This window comes from Amycolatopsis sp. CA-211722, assembly GCF_056828465.1.
In genome coordinates, this window is record NZ_CP184752.1 from 5,435,265 (window position 1) to 5,450,677 (window position 15,413).

14 protein-coding genes are annotated in these 15,413 nt (G+C 69.3%); 8 read left to right on the forward strand and 6 right to left on the reverse strand.

The features are described from left to right. Positions 1–924: a hypothetical protein gene (locus tag ACOCEP_RS25895; protein ID WP_482331580.1), complete on the reverse strand. Its 924-nt coding sequence runs from the start codon at positions 922–924 to the stop codon at positions 1–3. Continuing rightward, complete coding sequence (locus tag ACOCEP_RS25900; RefSeq protein WP_482331581.1) at positions 921–1,397, reverse strand: hypothetical protein; 477 nt, start codon at positions 1,395–1,397, stop codon at positions 921–923. The genes ACOCEP_RS25895 and ACOCEP_RS25900 overlap by 4 nt, the downstream gene beginning before the upstream one ends. Positions 1,398–1,611: 214 nt before the next feature. On the opposite strand from ACOCEP_RS25900, the gene ACOCEP_RS25905 reads away from it, so the two are divergent. The 5 genes from ACOCEP_RS25905 to ACOCEP_RS25925 all read left to right on the forward strand — a co-directional run bounded on the left by ACOCEP_RS25905 (position 1,612) and on the right by ACOCEP_RS25925 (position 6,443). After that, on the forward strand, positions 1,612–3,021 hold the full coding sequence (locus tag ACOCEP_RS25905) for an APC family permease (RefSeq protein WP_482331583.1): 1,410 nt from the start codon (positions 1,612–1,614) through the stop codon (positions 3,019–3,021). After that, positions 3,018–3,917, forward strand: coding sequence for an ROK family protein (locus ACOCEP_RS25910; RefSeq protein ID WP_482331584.1), 900 nt, complete (start codon positions 3,018–3,020; stop codon positions 3,915–3,917). Before ACOCEP_RS25905 ends, ACOCEP_RS25910 begins: the two co-directional genes overlap by 4 nt. Before the next feature lie 101 nt (positions 3,918–4,018). Further along, positions 4,019–4,591 carry an NADPH-dependent FMN reductase gene (locus ACOCEP_RS25915; RefSeq protein WP_482331585.1) on the forward strand — a complete coding sequence of 191 codons (573 nt, stop codon included), beginning with the start codon at positions 4,019–4,021 and terminating at the stop codon, positions 4,589–4,591. A gap of 23 nt (positions 4,592–4,614) precedes the next feature. Continuing rightward, a complete protein-coding gene (locus ACOCEP_RS25920) occupies positions 4,615–5,595 on the forward strand; it encodes an ATP-binding cassette domain-containing protein (RefSeq protein ID WP_482331586.1) in 981 nt (326 codons plus the stop codon). Continuing rightward, positions 5,592–6,443 carry an ABC transporter permease gene (locus ACOCEP_RS25925; RefSeq protein ID WP_482331587.1) on the forward strand — a complete coding sequence of 284 codons (852 nt, stop codon included), beginning with the start codon at positions 5,592–5,594 and terminating at the stop codon, positions 6,441–6,443. Before ACOCEP_RS25920 ends, ACOCEP_RS25925 begins: the two co-directional genes overlap by 4 nt. 65 nt (positions 6,444–6,508) lie before the next feature. On the opposite strand, the gene ACOCEP_RS25930 is transcribed toward ACOCEP_RS25925, so the two are convergent. Further along, the gene (locus ACOCEP_RS25930) at positions 6,509–9,634 is read right to left on the reverse strand and encodes an ATP-binding protein (RefSeq protein ID WP_482331588.1); all 3,126 of its coding nucleotides are present in this window, start codon (positions 9,632–9,634) and stop codon (positions 6,509–6,511) included. A gap of 257 nt (positions 9,635–9,891) precedes the next feature. Here ACOCEP_RS25930 and ACOCEP_RS25935 point away from each other — a divergent pair, with 257 nt between their 5' ends. After that, the gene (locus ACOCEP_RS25935; RefSeq protein WP_482331589.1) at positions 9,892–11,166 is read left to right on the forward strand and encodes a cytochrome P450; all 1,275 of its coding nucleotides are present in this window, start codon (positions 9,892–9,894) and stop codon (positions 11,164–11,166) included. Between the two features lie 3 nt (positions 11,167–11,169). Here the strand turns inward: ACOCEP_RS25935 and ACOCEP_RS25940 are convergent, their stop codons facing one another. Further along, positions 11,170–11,796, reverse strand: coding sequence for an alpha-ketoglutarate-dependent dioxygenase AlkB (locus tag ACOCEP_RS25940; protein ID WP_482331590.1), 627 nt, complete (start codon positions 11,794–11,796; stop codon positions 11,170–11,172). Positions 11,797–11,865: 69 nt separating this feature from the next. Continuing rightward, positions 11,866–12,444 (reverse strand): hypothetical protein, encoded by a 579-nt coding sequence (locus tag ACOCEP_RS25945; protein ID WP_482331591.1) that lies wholly within the window; start codon positions 12,442–12,444, stop codon positions 11,866–11,868. Positions 12,445–12,570: 126 nt separating this feature from the next. Here ACOCEP_RS25945 and ACOCEP_RS25950 point away from each other — a divergent pair, with 126 nt between their 5' ends. After that, on the forward strand, positions 12,571–13,176 hold the full coding sequence (locus ACOCEP_RS25950) for a hypothetical protein (protein WP_482331592.1): 606 nt from the start codon (positions 12,571–12,573) through the stop codon (positions 13,174–13,176). A gap of 63 nt (positions 13,177–13,239) precedes the next feature. On the opposite strand, the gene ACOCEP_RS25955 is transcribed toward ACOCEP_RS25950, so the two are convergent. Beyond that, on the reverse strand, positions 13,240–14,181 hold the full coding sequence (locus tag ACOCEP_RS25955) for a pseudouridine synthase (protein WP_482331593.1): 942 nt from the start codon (positions 14,179–14,181) through the stop codon (positions 13,240–13,242). A 228-nt stretch (positions 14,182–14,409) separates the two neighbouring features. On the opposite strand from ACOCEP_RS25955, the gene ACOCEP_RS25960 reads away from it, so the two are divergent. Beyond that, on the forward strand, positions 14,410–15,348 hold the full coding sequence (locus tag ACOCEP_RS25960) for a hypothetical protein (RefSeq protein ID WP_482331595.1): 939 nt from the start codon (positions 14,410–14,412) through the stop codon (positions 15,346–15,348). Positions 15,349–15,413: the final 65 nt, after the last annotated feature.

Here is a 15,413-nt window from a genome sequence, read left to right on the forward strand (position 1 = left end):
TCAGCAGGCCGGTGGCGGCACCGACCGGGACGGTCCGAATTCCAGGCGCAGCTTGTCGGTCTTGGGGATCACGAACGCGACGCCGGTCGAGGCCCGCCAGTTCGAGGGCAGGAAGACGTACTGACCGCTGGACTGGAGCAGCAGTTTCAGCCCGGTGTACCGGTACTTGTAGGCCGATCCGGGGTCCGCGCATTTCACCTGCGTGACACCGTTCGCGGTCAGGTTGAGGCTTTCCGCGCTGTACAGCGTCGCGGCCGGCCTGGCCGGGATCACCCCGGAGGCCTCGAAGGCGCGGCTCGTGCCGACGGCTCCCGAGTAGTCGCCGACCGCCCAGAAGAGGCCGATGCTCACCAGGACGTAACCGGTCACCAGCTCCGCGACGTTCGACCGCGTGCTTCCGGTCCTGCGTGAGGTCCAGTGACGCCACGAGAACAGCGCCATCAGGACCCCGATCGCGAAGCCGGCTCCCGGAGCTCCGGGGCGGTCCCGAAAAGGTTCCGGGTCGAGCGCGATCGCCGTCGTCACGGCCAGCAGCGCGAGGCCGAGGACACCGGCGACGGGGGAGCAGATCCGCAGCAGCCGGGCCCAGGAAGCCTCGCCGAGACGGATCTTCAGGAACCTGGTCAGGACGAGGAAGAGCAGTGCGGCGCCCGCGGCGGCGGTCAGGGGAAGCAGTACCCCGTCGACGCCGCGCCCGAAGATCTCGTCCGGTGTCTGGCCGAGCAGGGTGTAGTGCACGCGGAAGTAGCCGAAGTACGTCTGCGTGGAGACGAGCCCGAAGTAGTAGAGCAGCGCGGTGAGCAGGGTCGTGTTGGCCAGGACCGTGCCGACCAGCTTGAGCGCGTGCGCCGGGCCCGCCGCGGGTTCGGGCTCCGGAGGCGCGGGGGCGCGGAGCCCCCGCCGTAGTGGCCGCCGGGTGCTCATCCGCTCGTGGTTTCGCTCGGCTGCTCGCTTTCCGACTTCGAGGGCGCCGAACTTTCGGTTTCGCAGGCCCTGGCCCGGATCGTGATCGTCTTGCCTGGCCGGACCGGATTCGGGCCGATGCTCCGGATGCAGTTCCCCGCCTCCTCGTCCGCGATCACGACCGAGACCCCGCACCGCCGGGAACTCGCGCAGAGGCGTTCGAGGTTCTGTTCGATCGCGCCTTTGGCGGTCTCGGGGTCGGTGCCGAGCAGGTCGCTGTTGTATCTGATCGGGCTCCCGGGTACGACGCCGGGCGGAGGGGAGTCCTTCGTCGGGATCGCCTCGGAAGACGCCGTCGGGGCGGTTTCCGTGGTGACCCCGCTGTCGGTCGTGAGATCCCCCGGCGCCGTGTCACGGGGTGTGGACGTCCCTCCGCAGGCCGCCGCGAACCCGAGTGCGGCGATCGCCAGTGCCGTGCCGAACAGCCGTTTCATGGACCTCACCGTCCCTGGAAGACGTCCTTCTGGATAAGGACGCGGAACGGCGGGCCCCTGATACGTCCCGGATTGGTCCGTTCGGGCGTATTCCCGGGGAATCCGCCCTTTCGGGCAATTCCGGGTGGACCGGAGCGCGACAACTTCGCGGACCGGCCTTCCGACACGCCCGAAATTATGTTAAGAAACTTTACTAACTAACAGGAGGCGCGTTTTGAGTTCATCCCCGCTGCCGGGGCTCGAGCGGAAGATCGGGCCGCTCCAGGCGACCGCCATCAACATGACCCAGATGTGCGGCATCGGCCCGTTCGTCACCATCCCCGCGATGGTGGTGACCCTCGGCGGACCGCAGGCCATGTTCGGCTGGCTCATCGGCGCGGTCATCGCGCTGGCCGACGGCCTGATCTGGGCCGAACTCGGCGCCGCCCTCCCCGGCGCCGGCGGCACCTACGTCTATCTGCGCGAGGCTTTCGGCTCCCGGACCGGCAGGCTCATGCCGTTCCTGTTCGCCTGGAGCGCGGTGCTGTTCATCCCGCTGATCATGTCCACCGGCATCATCGGGCTCGTCCAGTACCTCGGGTATCTGGTCCCCGGGGTCGCCGACGACGGCGGGACGACGGCGCTCGGCAAGATCATCGGCCTCGGCGTCATCGTGCTGATCGTGCTGGCGCTGTTCCGCAAGATCGGCGAGATCGGGAAGCTCACCACCGTCCTGTTCGGGATCATGCTGTTCGCGGCGCTCTCGGTGATCGTCGCGGCCTTCACCCATTTCGACGGCGCGCAAGCGTTCGCCTTCACGCCGGGCGCGTTCTCGTTCGACGGTGGCGCGTTCTGGGCCGGGCTCGGCGCCGGCCTGATCATCGCCATCTACGACTACCTCGGCTACAACACCAGCGCCTACCTCGGCGGCGAGGTGCGTGACCCGGGCCGCACGCTGCCGCGGTCGATCATCTTCTCGATCCTCGGCATCATGAGCCTGTACTTCCTGCTGCAGCTCGGTGTCCTCGGCTCGATCCCGCTGGAAGAGCTGAAGAACGCCACTTCGGTCGCCTCCACCGTGCTCGAACAGGCGTGGGGCACCGGCGCGGCCAAGGTCATCACCGTGTTCATCGTGATCGCCGCGATCGGTTCGGTGTTCGCGGGCCTGCTCGGCGGATCGCGGGTCCCGTTCGAGGCCGCGCGCGACAAGGTGTTCCTGCCGGTGTTCGCCAAGCTGCACCCGAAACTGAACCTGCCGACCGCTGGGGTGCTGACGATGGGCGTCATCGCGGCGATCGGCTCGCTGTTCACGTTGACCGCGGTGATCAACGCGGCGGTGACGGTGCTGGTGATCGTCCAGTCGCTCGCGCAGGTCGCGGCGATCGTGGTGCTGCGGCGGCGACGGCCGGAGCTGGAACGGCCGTACCGCCAATGGCTCTACCCGATCCCGACGATCATCGCGCTCTTCGGGTGGGTCTACATCTATTTCTCCGCCACCTGGCTCTCGATCGGGCTTTCGGTGGGCTGGATCGTGCTCGGGGTGGCGGCGTTCTTCGCCTATGCCAAGGCGGAGCGCGTGTGGCCGTTCGGGCCCAAGGGGATTCAGGAAGCGTTCGCGGGGGCGACAGAGGGGAACGGGAAGTGACGGGGGAAGAACTGATCCTGGGGATCGACTTCGGCGGGACGAAGGTCGCGATCGGCCTGGCCGACCGGGCCGGGAGCCTGCTGGTCACCCGGAGGCTCGACACCGACGCGCAAGCGGGCGCCGAGCAGGTGGTGAGCCGCGCGCTCGCCGCGGCGCGGAAACTGCTCGCCGACGAAGGCGCCGCCGACCGGCTCGTCGCGATCGGCGTCGTCAGCCCCGGCATCGTGCTGGAGGACCGCATCCTGCTCGCGCCCAACGTGCCGGGCTGGGAGGAACTGCGGCTGCGCGAACTCGTCGCGGCCGAGTTCGAGGGCGTCCCGATCGAAGTGGGCACCGACGCCAAGGCGGCGGCGCTCGCGGAATGGCGATGGGGGGCACTGGCGGACACCGATCCGGCGGTGTTCCTCTCGCTGGGGACCGGGATCGCCGCGGCGGTCCTGGTCGGCGGCCGGCTGCTGACCGGCGCCAACGGCGCTGCGGGAGAGATCGGGTACAACCTTCTCTCGCCGCAGGACACCGATGGGTTCGCCGGCGGAGCGGCGCCGCTGGAGGAGGCCGTCGGTGGGCGTGGGCTGGGCGGCCGGGCGAGTGCGCTGCTCGGCCGCCCGGTGACCGCGGGGGAGCTTTTCGGCCTCGCCAGGGAGAACGCGCAGGCGAAGGAACTCGTCGGCGCGGCCCTCGACGAACTGTCGATGCACGTCGCGAACCTCGCCATCGCGCTCGATCCGCAGCGCGTCGCCGTCGGCGGGGGACTGGTGCGCTCGGCCGACATCCTGCTGCCCGCGCTGCGGGAACGGCTCGCCCAGGCCGTGCCGTTCCCGCCGGAGCTGGTGTCGGCGAAATTCGACCAGGACGCGTCGCTGCTGGGCGCGATCGCGATCGCGCTGGACGCCTAGCGAGATCACCGACCGAAGCCGCCGGGCGCCCGCTAGATCCGATCTAGCGAATGTCCGGCGGCTTTCTCGCGCCCAAGGGGTGAAGCGAGAGGAGGTCGGTCATGGACGCCAGTCCGCTGCGGGTCGCGGTGATCATCGGAAGCACCCGCGAGGGACGGGTGGGGGAGACCGTCGGCAAGTGGTTCACCAGCCGGGCGGAACATCGGGAGGATCTCGTCACCGAAGTGCTCGACCTGGTCGACTTCGACCTGCCCGCGGGGCTGCCGGAGCATCCGACGTCCGACATGAAGCGGTTCGCGGGGCTGGTCGACGAGGCGGAGGCGTTCGTCGTCGTCACCCCCGAGTACAACCGTAGTTTCCCGGCGTCGCTCAAGCAGGCGATCGACTGCGCCTACGACGAGTGGCGCGCGAAGCCGGTCGGTTTCGTCTCCTACGGCTACCGTTCGCAAGGGCTCTACGCCGTGGAGCAGCTGCGCACGATCTTCACCGAGTTGCACACGGTGACCATGCGCGACACCGTGGCCTTCAACCTCCTCGACGGCACCTTCGCTCGCGACGGCACCCCCTTCGACAGCGACGGGCAGGGACAGGCCGCGACCACCCTGCTCGACGAGCTCGCCTGGTGGGGCCTCGCCCTGCGCGAAGCGCGCGCCGCTCGCCCCTACGTCTGCTGAATGCTTCTGAAAGGAAACGGAAAATGAGTGAACTGGCCATCGAAGCCTCGGGGCTGGTCAAGGTGTTCGGGGAGAACCGGGCGGTCGACGGGATCGACCTGAAGGTCCCCGCCGGCACCGTGTACGGCGTCCTGGGGCCGAACGGCGCCGGCAAGACCACCGCGGTGAAGATGCTCGCGACCCTGCTCCGCCCCGACGGCGGTGAAGCGCGCGTCTTCGGCAAGGACGTCGTCCGCGACGCCGACGCGGTCCGGTCCATGGTGAGCCTGACCGGGCAGTACGCCTCGGTCGACGAAGACCTGACCGGCACGGAGAACCTGGTCCTGATCGGCAGGCTGACCGGGCACCGCAAACCGGCCGCCCGCGCCAGGGCGGAAGAACTGCTCGCGGCGTTCGGCCTGACCGAAGCCACGGGCAGGCAGGTGAAGAACTACTCCGGCGGCATGCGGCGGCGGATCGACATCGCCGCGAGCATCCTCAACACCCCGGACGTGCTCTTCCTCGACGAACCGACGACCGGGCTCGATCCCCGCAGCCGCAACCAGGTCTGGGACATCGTGCGCGCGATCGTCAAGCACGGCACCACGGTCCTGCTGACCACGCAGTACCTCGACGAGGCCGACCAGCTGGCCTCGCGGATCGCGGTCATCGACCACGGCAAGGTGATCGCCGAAGGCACCAAGGGGCAGCTGAAGGCGTCGGTCGGGGCCGGCGCGATCCACGTCCGGCTGCGTGAGGCCGACCAGCGTGCCGAGGCCGAAGCGCTGCTCGTCCGCAACCTGGAGGCACAGGTGCTGCTGGAGCCGGACCCGGTCGCGCTCACCGCGCGGCTCACGGGCGAAAGCACCGATCAGGGCGCCGCCGAGCACGCCGCGCGCGCACTGTCCGAGCTCGCGCGCGCCGGCATCGTCGTCGACACCTTCTCCCTCGGCCAGCCGAGCCTCGACGAGGTCTTCCTGGCCCTGACCGACCGCACCGCCACGCCTGAGGAGAGTGCAGCTTGAGCACCACGGCAGTCAAAGACAACGAACCCGTTCTCGCGGCACCGAAGGCGGAGGATCTCGCCGCCGTCCTGATCGCGAAGAGCCGTCCCCAGCGCCCCAGCGCGCTGTCGACTTCGGTCACCTTCGGGTGGCGCGCGATGCTGAAGATCAAGCACGTGCCCGAGCAGTTGTTCGACGTCACGGCGTTCCCGATCATGATGACGCTGATGTTCACCTACCTGTTCGGCGGCGCGCTGTCCGGCTCGCCGACGCAATACCTGCAGTTCGTGCTGCCGGGCATCATGGCGAGCAGCATCCTGATGATCACCATGTACACCGGGATTTCGGTCAACACCGACATCGAAAAGGGTGTCTTCGACCGGTTCCGCACGCTGCCGATCTGGCGGCCGTCGGCGATGGTCGGCTATCTGCTCGGCGACATGCTGCGCTACCTCATCGCCTCGCTGGTGATCCTCGGCGTCGGGCTGATCATGGGCTTCCGTCCCGCCGGCGGATTCGGTGGCGTGGCCGCCGCGATCCTTCTGCTGCTGGCTTTCTCGTTCGCGTTCTCGTGGATCTGGACGATGTTCGGCCTGCTGCTGCGCAGCGAGAAGTCGGTGATGGGGGTCAGCATGATGGTGCTGTTCCCGCTGACCTTCCTCAGCAACATCTACGTCAGCCCGGAGACGATGCCGGGTTGGCTGCAGGCCTTCGTCGACGTCAACCCGGTGACCCACGTGGTCGCTGCGGTCCGTTCGATGATGGACGGCAACTGGGACGGCGGCGAGATCACCTGGGTGCTGATCGCCGGCGCGGTCATCCTGGCGATTTTCGGCACCTTGACGATGCGGCTCTACAACCGCAAGTGAGCCTCAACCTCGTGAGTGGCTAGGACGGTTCTAACCGTCCTAGCCACTCACGAGTTCGGGGTGGCTCACAGCCGCCAGGGGACCTTGTCTTCCGGCGCGTACCGGCACGAGGAACCGGTGGTGACCGCCGCGCGCAGATGTGTGGCCAGCGCCGGATGCTGCTCGTCGAGTTTGCGCAGGGTGTCCCGGATCCGCGCGGTCACCGTCTTGCGGGCGCGTTCCGCCTCGTCACCGAGCCGCCGTGTGCGCCCGCCGAGCCCGGCCGCGGACCGCAGTTCGGCGAGCAGCGCGTCCCGTTCACGGTCCAGCGCGGCGGCACGCGCGTCCTGGCCCGTTCCGGTCGCGTTGTCGATCAGTTCGTCCAGCTCGTCGAGCCGCGCGCGGTAGCGGGCCTTCGCCTCGTCGTCGAGGACGGCGTCTCCACCGAGACTCTTCGCGGCGACGACCACCTCGCCACCTTCGGGATCGAGCAACCGGACGGCCGGCACTTCCGAACCCGGCCTGCCGAGCAGGAAATGCAGGTCCCGCAAACCTTTCGAGTCCGGAAGGTGGGTGGTGACACCGTCGAAGTGCAAGGTCCACACGGCGTCGTCGCGACGGAACTCCGCCCTCGGCGCCGCCTGCGCCCGCGTCTGCTCCCGTGCTTTCGCCAGCCTGGCCACGACCGGGCGCAGGCCGAGCGCGGTGGCTTCCTCGGTCACTTCGGACAGCAGGGCAGCCGCGGCCGCCGCGTCGCCTTCGAGGTTCCGGCCGAGCAGCGCCGTCACCAGCCAGGACTTGGCTTCGGCCGCCCAGACCGTCGACCGGAGCCGATCCGCGGAGAGCGCGGCGCCGCGCAGCCGGTCCACCGCGTCGTTCCAGCGTTCCTGCGCCAGGTCGAGCCTGCCGAGCCAGAGGTCGACCGGACCGGAGATCTCGCAGCCGTACAGGGAAACGAGCCACTCCCCGCTGAAGGGCGCGAGTGGCGCGCGGGCCGCTTCACAGCGTTCGGGATCGCGTGAGACCGCCGCCGTCTGCGCCTGGCAGCGCAACCACAAGGCTTCCAGATCGCGAGGGTACGGCTTCACGTCGGCGGCGAGATCGGTGAGCCGGATGGCCTCCCCGACGTCCTCGCGCTGGGCCGCGGTGATCGCCTCCAGCATCCGGCCGTAGGTGTACCCGCTGCGCGAGATCTCGCGATGCAGCCCGGTGAGCTCGTCGAACCGCCCCTCCAGGCACCACCGGATCCACCGCTGGAGCTGGTGCAGGTCGGCGAAATGGGGATGCTCGTCGCCGCTGTGGCACGAGATCACCTGCTCGATGTACGCCTCCGCTTCGGCGAACCGGCCCTGGAGGGTGGCGATGATGCTCTGGTCGATCCGGGACGCCAGCTGCGAACTCGGCGCCCTGCCGGTGCCCGCCAGGGCGAGAAACTCCTGGTACTGCTCGAAATACCGGGGTTCGCCCTGTTCGAGCTGCGCCACCCACTTGAAGGACGCCGCGTAGTGCTCCAATTCCGGGTTCGCCGTGCGACGGCCGACGGCGACCAGCTCGTCGGTGAGCCGTTCCCGCTCGGCGGCGCTGCCCGGCCCCCAGATCGCGTCGTGCCGGGCCCACAGACCGAACAACAGCGCGGAATCGTCCTGGTCGGCACGGGCGGTCATCATGATGCGGGCGGAGAGCTCCTGCGTCATCTCCTGGACGGTGAGTTCCTGCCCGGGCTCGCGGCCGCAAAGCCGCGCGTGCGCCTCGGTGAGCACCTCGACCGTCTCGTCGACCCGGAGGCTCTTGTGATCGGCGCGGACCAGGGTCAGCGCAAGCCGGGCGAGGAGATCGTCGTCGTCGAGTTCGCGGATGAGCGCCGAAACCTCGTCGAGGACCTGTCGGCCCTCGTCCGTCTCGTGATGGCGGGTCAGATGCGTGCCCAGTTCGAGGGCGATGACCGCCTGCCGCCGCCGGTCCTCCGCGATCTCCAGCGCCCGCCGGTAATGGGTGGTCGTCTCCTCGATCGCCATCCGGCCGGTGGCGTCGATCGCGGCGGCCAGCAACAGGTCGATGGCCTCGTCGGGATCGAGTTCCCGGCCGGCGAGCAGCGCGTGGCGGGCCAGGTCCGCGGGGAAGAGGCTGTCCCGCGACGTCGGCGACTCGCGGACGGCCGCGACGACCGCGGCGTGCTGTTTGCGGCGGTCCGACTCGGACAGGCTCGCGTACAGCGTTTCGCGAACGAGGTCGTGGGCGAATGCGAAGCGCCCTTGCCCTTGCACCACCGCGAGCCGTGCCGCGACGGCCTGGTCGAGCAGCCGGTCCACCTGGGGAACGGGGGCCGACGCCACGCCCGCGAGCAGCCGGCGGTGGAACTCCCTGCCGAGCACCGACGCGGTGGTCAGCAGATCGAGGACCGGCTGGGGGAGCAGGGAAAGCCGTCGCTGCAGGGCGTCGGCCACGCCCGGGGCGATGGTCTGGGCGGAACCGCCGCTGTGCCAGAGCCGCGCCGTCTGCTCGACGAAGAACGGGTTTCCGCCGGTGCGGCGGTGGACCTCGGCGACCAGCGCGTCGTCGGGCGCCGCGCCCGCCGTCCTGGTCATGAGCGCGCCGACCTCGTCCGGTTCGAGGCCGGTGAGCGTGACCGAAGTGGCCTTCGTGAGCAGCGGCATCATGAGCGAGCGAAGCGGATGATCGGCCGCCTCGACCTCGACGTCCCGGTACGTGCCGATCAGCAGCAGCCGCTCGAACCAGGTGTGCTGCGCGGCGAACTCGAGCAACCGCAGCGACGCGGCGTCGGCCCAGTGCAGATCGTCGAGCACCACCACGATCGGCCGGTCTTGGGAGGCGGCCACCAGCACACTGGTCACCGCGTCGTACAGGCGGAATCCGTCGGCCGCGCCGTCTCCGCGCGCCTCACCGAGCAGGACGTCCAATTCGCTGTCGGCCATCGCGGCCCAGCGGCCCTGCCCGACGGCGCGCCGCAACCCGCGGACCACCTGTGTCCACGGCCAATAGCCCGGTGCGCTCGCCGAGTCCCAGCAGGAGCCGTTGAGCACCAGGGCGCCGAGGCGTTTCGCCTCGTCGGCGGCGCCGGTGACGAGCGTGGTCTTGCCGATCCCGGCCTCGCCGGTGACCAGCACCAGCCCGCCGTGGCTTTCGGCGGCGCGGGCGATCTCCGCGCGGAGAACCCCCGCGGGATGGTCACGTCCGATGAGCGCGGCTGACATGTCCGAATCCTCCCAGTAAGGTCCGACAATCTCACGACGCGCGCTCGATGTCAGGCGTTACCCCCTGGTTCGCCGTGACCGACGGTGACCGACGTCTCCTGCCCGCCGGGAACCCCTGGCGTGCGAAAACCGACTTTCTGGACGTGATCAATCGAGTGGGACGGCGGGTGAACAGCCGTCGAAATTCCTGCCCTGCCGGGCGAAGGCGACCTGTTGTGCCAGGTCAGGTGGTCGACGGCTGGAGTAGGGTGCGGGGTATGGGGAGCATTCGCTCGCGCGTGCTGGCTTGGATCGGCCGGCGCTACCTCGCGCGTCAGCAGAAGAACGGTTTCGACCTGTCCAAGATGTCGATCATCCCGGACAACGCGCTGTTGCCGCTCAAGCGCGACGGCCTCGACCCGGTGGCCGAGCTGGGCCGGACCCGCGCGACGGAGCCGATCAGCAGGCTCGACCTGCCGTTCGGGATGAACGGCTGGCTCGTCACCGGCTACGACGAGGCCAAGGCCGTACTCGGCAAGGTGAGCGAGTTCAGCAACGACTTCACGAACCTCGTCGGCAACGCGGGCGTGACCGAGGACCAGAACCCCGGTGGGCTCGGGTTCGCCGATCCGCCGGTGCACACCCGGCTGCGCCGGCTGCTCACGCCGGAGTTCACCATGCGGCGGCTGTCGCGCCTGGCGCCACGGATCGACGAGATCGTCGCCGACCAGCTCGACGCGATGGCGAAGGCCGACGGCCCCGTCGACCTCTGGGAGGCCTTCGCGCTGCCGATCCCGTCGCTGACGATCTGCGAACTGCTGGGCGTCCCGTACGAGGACCGCGACGATTTCCAGCGGCTGAGCACCGCCCGGTTCGACCTCTTCGGCGGCGCGGGCGCGTCGCTCGGAGCGATGACCGAATCACTGTCCTATCTGGACGAGATCGTCAAGAAACAGCGCGAGAGCCCGGGCGACGGCCTGCTCGGCATGCTCATCAAGGAGCACGGCGACGAGATCGACGACCGCGAACTCGCCGGCCTCGCCGACGGCGTGCTCACCGGCGGGCTGGAGACCACGGCGAGCATGATCGCGCTCGGCGCGCTCGTGCTGCTCAAGGACCGCTCGCTGTTCGAGACCGTCCGCGGCGACGACGAGGCGGTCCACAAGTTCGTCGAGGAACTGCTGCGGTACCTGACCGTCGTGCAGATGGCCTTCCCGCGGTTCGCCAAGGAGGACATGGAGGTCGCGGGCGTCCGGATCGCGAAGGGCGACATCGTGCTGGTCTCGCTCAGCGTCGCGAACCGTGACGGCGACCTCGGCGAGGACATGGAGAAGTTCGACGCGACCCGCGAGCCGACGTCACACCTCGCCTTCGGCTGGGGCATCCACCGGTGTATCGGGGCCGAGCTGGCCAGGATGGAACTGCGCACCGCGTATCCCGCGCTGGTACGCCGGTTCCCCGAGATGCGGCTCGCGATCGAACCGGACGCGGTCGGCTTCCGGAAGGTCTCGATCGTCTACGGCGTCGACGCGTTGCCTGTACTGCTGGACTGATCCTCAGGCGACTCCTCTCGGGCGGAACTGGATGCTGATCCTCGGCCCGACCGGTTTGGCGGTCTTGGGGACGGCGTGTTCCCAGGTCCGCTGGCAGCTGCCGCCCATGACGATCAGGTCGCCGTGGCCGAGGGCGTGCCGGACCGTCTCGCCTCCGCCGCGCGGCCGCAGGGCCAGCTGCCGGGCGGCGCCGACCGAGACGATCGCCACCATGGTGTCCTCGGTGCGGGACCGGCCGGTGTCGTCGCCGTGCCAGGCGACGCTGTCGCGACCGTCCCGGTAGAAGCACAGGCCCGACGTCACGAACGGCTCGCCGAGCTCCTCCGCGTAGTGCGCGGAGAGCGCCTCCCTCGCCTCCGTGAGGAGCGGGTGGGGGAGCGGCATGCCTTCGCGGTAGTGGCTCAGCAGCCTGGGAACGGCGACGACGCGGTCGTACATCTGCCGTCTTTCGGCGTGCCATGGCACGTCTTCGGCGAGCCGGGTGAAGAGTTCGTCGGCGCCGGAGAGCCAGCCCGGCAGCACGTCGATCCAGGCGCCACGGGTCAGCTCGGTGCGCCGGAGCCCGTCGAGCGAGCCCAGCCCGAGCGCGGCGCACTCGTCGAACAGCGAGGCTTGAAGCGCGGGTGTCATGGCACCCGAACGTACCCGCGTTCCGCTCGTTTGTCGAACGGGTGTTCGAGTCGCGGAGATCGGCGCGCCTTACCGGAGCCCCTCGGTGTGGCGCAGGTAGGCCGCACCCCGCGGGGAGATCCGGTAGCCGACTTCGAGGCTGATCGTCAGGCCGAGGTTCTTGAGCTTTCGGATGTCGGCCTTCAGTGGCACCTTCTCCCGGCCGAGAAGCTCGGCGAGATCCTGGGCCCGGCGTCCGGGATTGTCGCGGATGAGCCGCAGGGTCTCGTGCGTCCACGGCCGCCGTCTGTCCATCTTGGACAAGCGATCGCGGATCTCCTCGATGTCCTTTTCGGACGGTTCGGCGTCCGCGCCGAGCGCGCGCCGGGGATCGGGTCCGAGGTGGCGCAGGCGGACGCGGTACACCGGGGCGTCCGCGGGGCCGCGCAGGGTGCCCCGCACCGCGTTCGCCGACTCCGCGCCGGACCGGCGGGCGTCGGCGTCGGAGATGGCGGCGGGATCGACGACCTCGACCGAGACGACCTCGATCACGCCGGCCTCCAGGCGCATCACGTCGCCCGGGTGGACGTTCTGTTTCGACCAGCGCCGGAAGGCCAGGTCGATCGTCCCGGCCGCGAGTCCTTCGAGGACCGTCAAGGAGAGGATCACCGTCGTTACCCAATCAGCGGGACACCGGGGCGTCAACGTCTTGTCCGATGACGCCCCGCGCTCGTACAGTCGCAGCCTGGTCCTGGTCTGGACCATCACCGCCGCCCTGAGTGTGCAGGAGGCAGGATGCGGAGACGACTTCGGACCGCCGGGGTGGCCGCGGCGGCCGTGCTCGGCCTGATCGCGTCGGCGATGCCGGCGAACGCCCAGGTCGGCACAGGGCCGTGGACGGCGGAGAATCCGTCGTTCAAGGTCCAGGAACGCGGTTGTGGCACCGTCGACGGACTGAACTTCGAGCTGACCTGTTCCACCGGCAGCGGGGATCAGCGGGCGGAACGGCGCTACGTGACCTACACCGGCGGGACGCGGCAGTTCGAGGGATCGTTCCGGATCGCCAGCATGGCGGGCAGCAGGATCAGCCTGAAGCAGACCTTCCGCGACGCGCCGACCGCCGGACCGTACTTCATGCTCGCGGTCGAACGCGGCGGGCGGCTTTACGCCGTCCACGGCGGGGACACCCTGGGGAGCGGGGCGACCGTCGGGACGTCCGTGCGGGTCAACACCGTGCACCAGGTCGGGAGCACGCACAAGGTGTACATCAACGGTTCGCTGAAACAGACCGTGAGCAGCAGCGGCGGGAGCTACTACGACAAGTTCGGCGCCTACCGGACGGCCAGTGGTGCCGGGCCGGTCAAGGTGACGTGGAGCGGGATCAAGTTCTGGCGGAAGTAAGCTCTCCGCGCGCCGAGTCCGTGAAGGCCTCCTTCACTACTCTCAGGGTAGGTAAGGAGGCCTTCACGGCAAGGGCCCGCGGCGCCACGCGTCGAGGTCCGTCCAGGCCTGGAGTGTCCGCCTGCTCTCGAACCGGCGGCGTTCCCCGGTGACCGGATCGGTGAATTCGAGGACCTTCGCCAGCAGCTGCAAGGGTTCCGTGAAGTCGTCGAGCGGGGTTTCGGTCAGCTCCGGGTAGAAGTCGTCGCCGAGAATCGGCAACCCGAGACCGCTCATGTGCAGCCTGAGCTGGTGGGTGCGGCCGGTCGCGGGGATCAGGCGATACCGGCCGAGGCCGTCGCGGTGCTCGACGAGCTCGACTCGCGTTTCGGCGTTGGGCGGCCCGTCGACCTCCTGCGCGGCGATGACCCCGCGTTCCTTGACGATGCGGCTGCTGATCTCGCGCGGCATCGCGACGGCAGGATCGTGGCGCGCGATCGCCTCGTATTCCTTGTGTACCAAGCGATCCCGGAACATCGTCTGGTACTTGCCGCGCGCTTCGGGGGTGATCACGAAGAGGATGAGCCCCGCGGTGACCCGGTCGAGCCGGTGTGCGGGGCTGAGCTGAGGTAGGTCGAGTTCGCGGCGCAGGCGGACGAGCGCGGTCTGCAGGATGTGCCGCCCGCGCGGGATCGTCGCGAGGAAATGCGGTTTGTCGGCGATCAGGAAATGCTCGTCGCGGTGTACGACGGTGACCTCGAACGGCACCTCGACCTCGTCGGGCAGATCGCGATGGAACCAGACGAACGAGTCCGGCACGAACGGGGAATCGACGTCCAGCGGCCCGTCGAGCCCGACGATGCGCTCCTCCCGGAGCATCTCCTCGATCCGCTCGGGCGCGACGCGGGGGAGCCGCTCGACGAGGTGCTCGCGCAGCGTCGTCCACGGCCCCTCGGCGGGCATCTTGAGCCTCGCGGGGTCGAGCCCGTGCCGGGGCGGGAGCGGCGGGCGGAGCTTGCGTCTCATCACCGGGCACTCTAGCCGTGAGGGCTCGTCTGGCCTGGTCGCGGGCGGCTTCCGCTGGGCGTGCCTGGTCTCCCGGGTGTTGCGAAAGCCACTTTCGCAACCTTCAGTGTTGCGAAAGTGGCTTTCGCAACATCCCGAGGTTATCCACAGTGTGGCTGGTGTGACGAGTTGTCCACAGGCCCGAGGAAAGGGCTGGCGCGCATTCGGACCGATGCCGACGATCAAGAGGTGGAAACCGGAGACTGGGCCCGCGACCCCGAGGGGCTCTATCGACACAGCCGCGGCGGTGTGATCACCGTTGCCAGACTCGGGGAACTGGGCGTTCCGTCCATGACCTGCTATCGCCGGTGCCGTCCCGGGAAGCCGTGGCAACGGCTGTTGCCAGGTGTCGTACTGCTGAGTTCCGGGGTGCCTACGCGGCGGCAGCTGATCGATGCCGCGCTCTTGTACGCGGGGCCGGACGCCGTGGTGACAGGAGCAGTCTCCTGCCGGAGGCAGGGGCTGCGGAGCTTGCCGGCCCATCCCTTTCTCGTTCATCTCTTGGTGCCGCTGGAGCACAAAGTCGGCAGTGCCGGGCACGTCGTCATCGAACGTACGACCCGCCTGCCACAGGCGATCGTCGTCGATGGAGTGCCGCTGGCACCGCTGGACCGTTCGGTACTCGACTGCTGTCGCCGCCTCGGCTCGCGCCACGAGGTTTCCGCTCTGCTGGCGGAGGCGGTGCAGCGGGGCGCGAGCCTGCCGGAGCTGTTCGCCGAACTCGATGCCGGAAGCAGTCGCGGCACCGCGATCCCGCGCGAGGCGTTGCATCGGATCGCCGACGGAGCCCGCTCGGCCGCCGAGGTCGACGCGATGAAGGTGTGGCGGATGAGCGGCTTGCCGGAACCCTTGTGGAACCACGAGTTGCGGGACGAGGACGGCGAATACGTCGCGACCGCCGACGGGTACTTCGCCTTGGCCGGTATGGCCTGGGAGATCGATTCGTACGACTTCCACTTCGGGAAGCAGCAGTACGCCGCGACGGTGGCGAGAAACGCCAGGTACGCGGCAGCGGGGATCGTCGTTCTCCAGACCTTGCCGAGCCGGTTACGAACGGAGCCGAAGCGGGTGGCCGAGGAGCTCGCCGCGGCCTATCGAGCCGCCATTGCCCGCAATCGAGCCGCTTGACGGCGGTGCCGGTGTTGCGAAAGCCACTTTCGCAACCTTCGACGTTGCGAAAGTGGCTTTCGCAA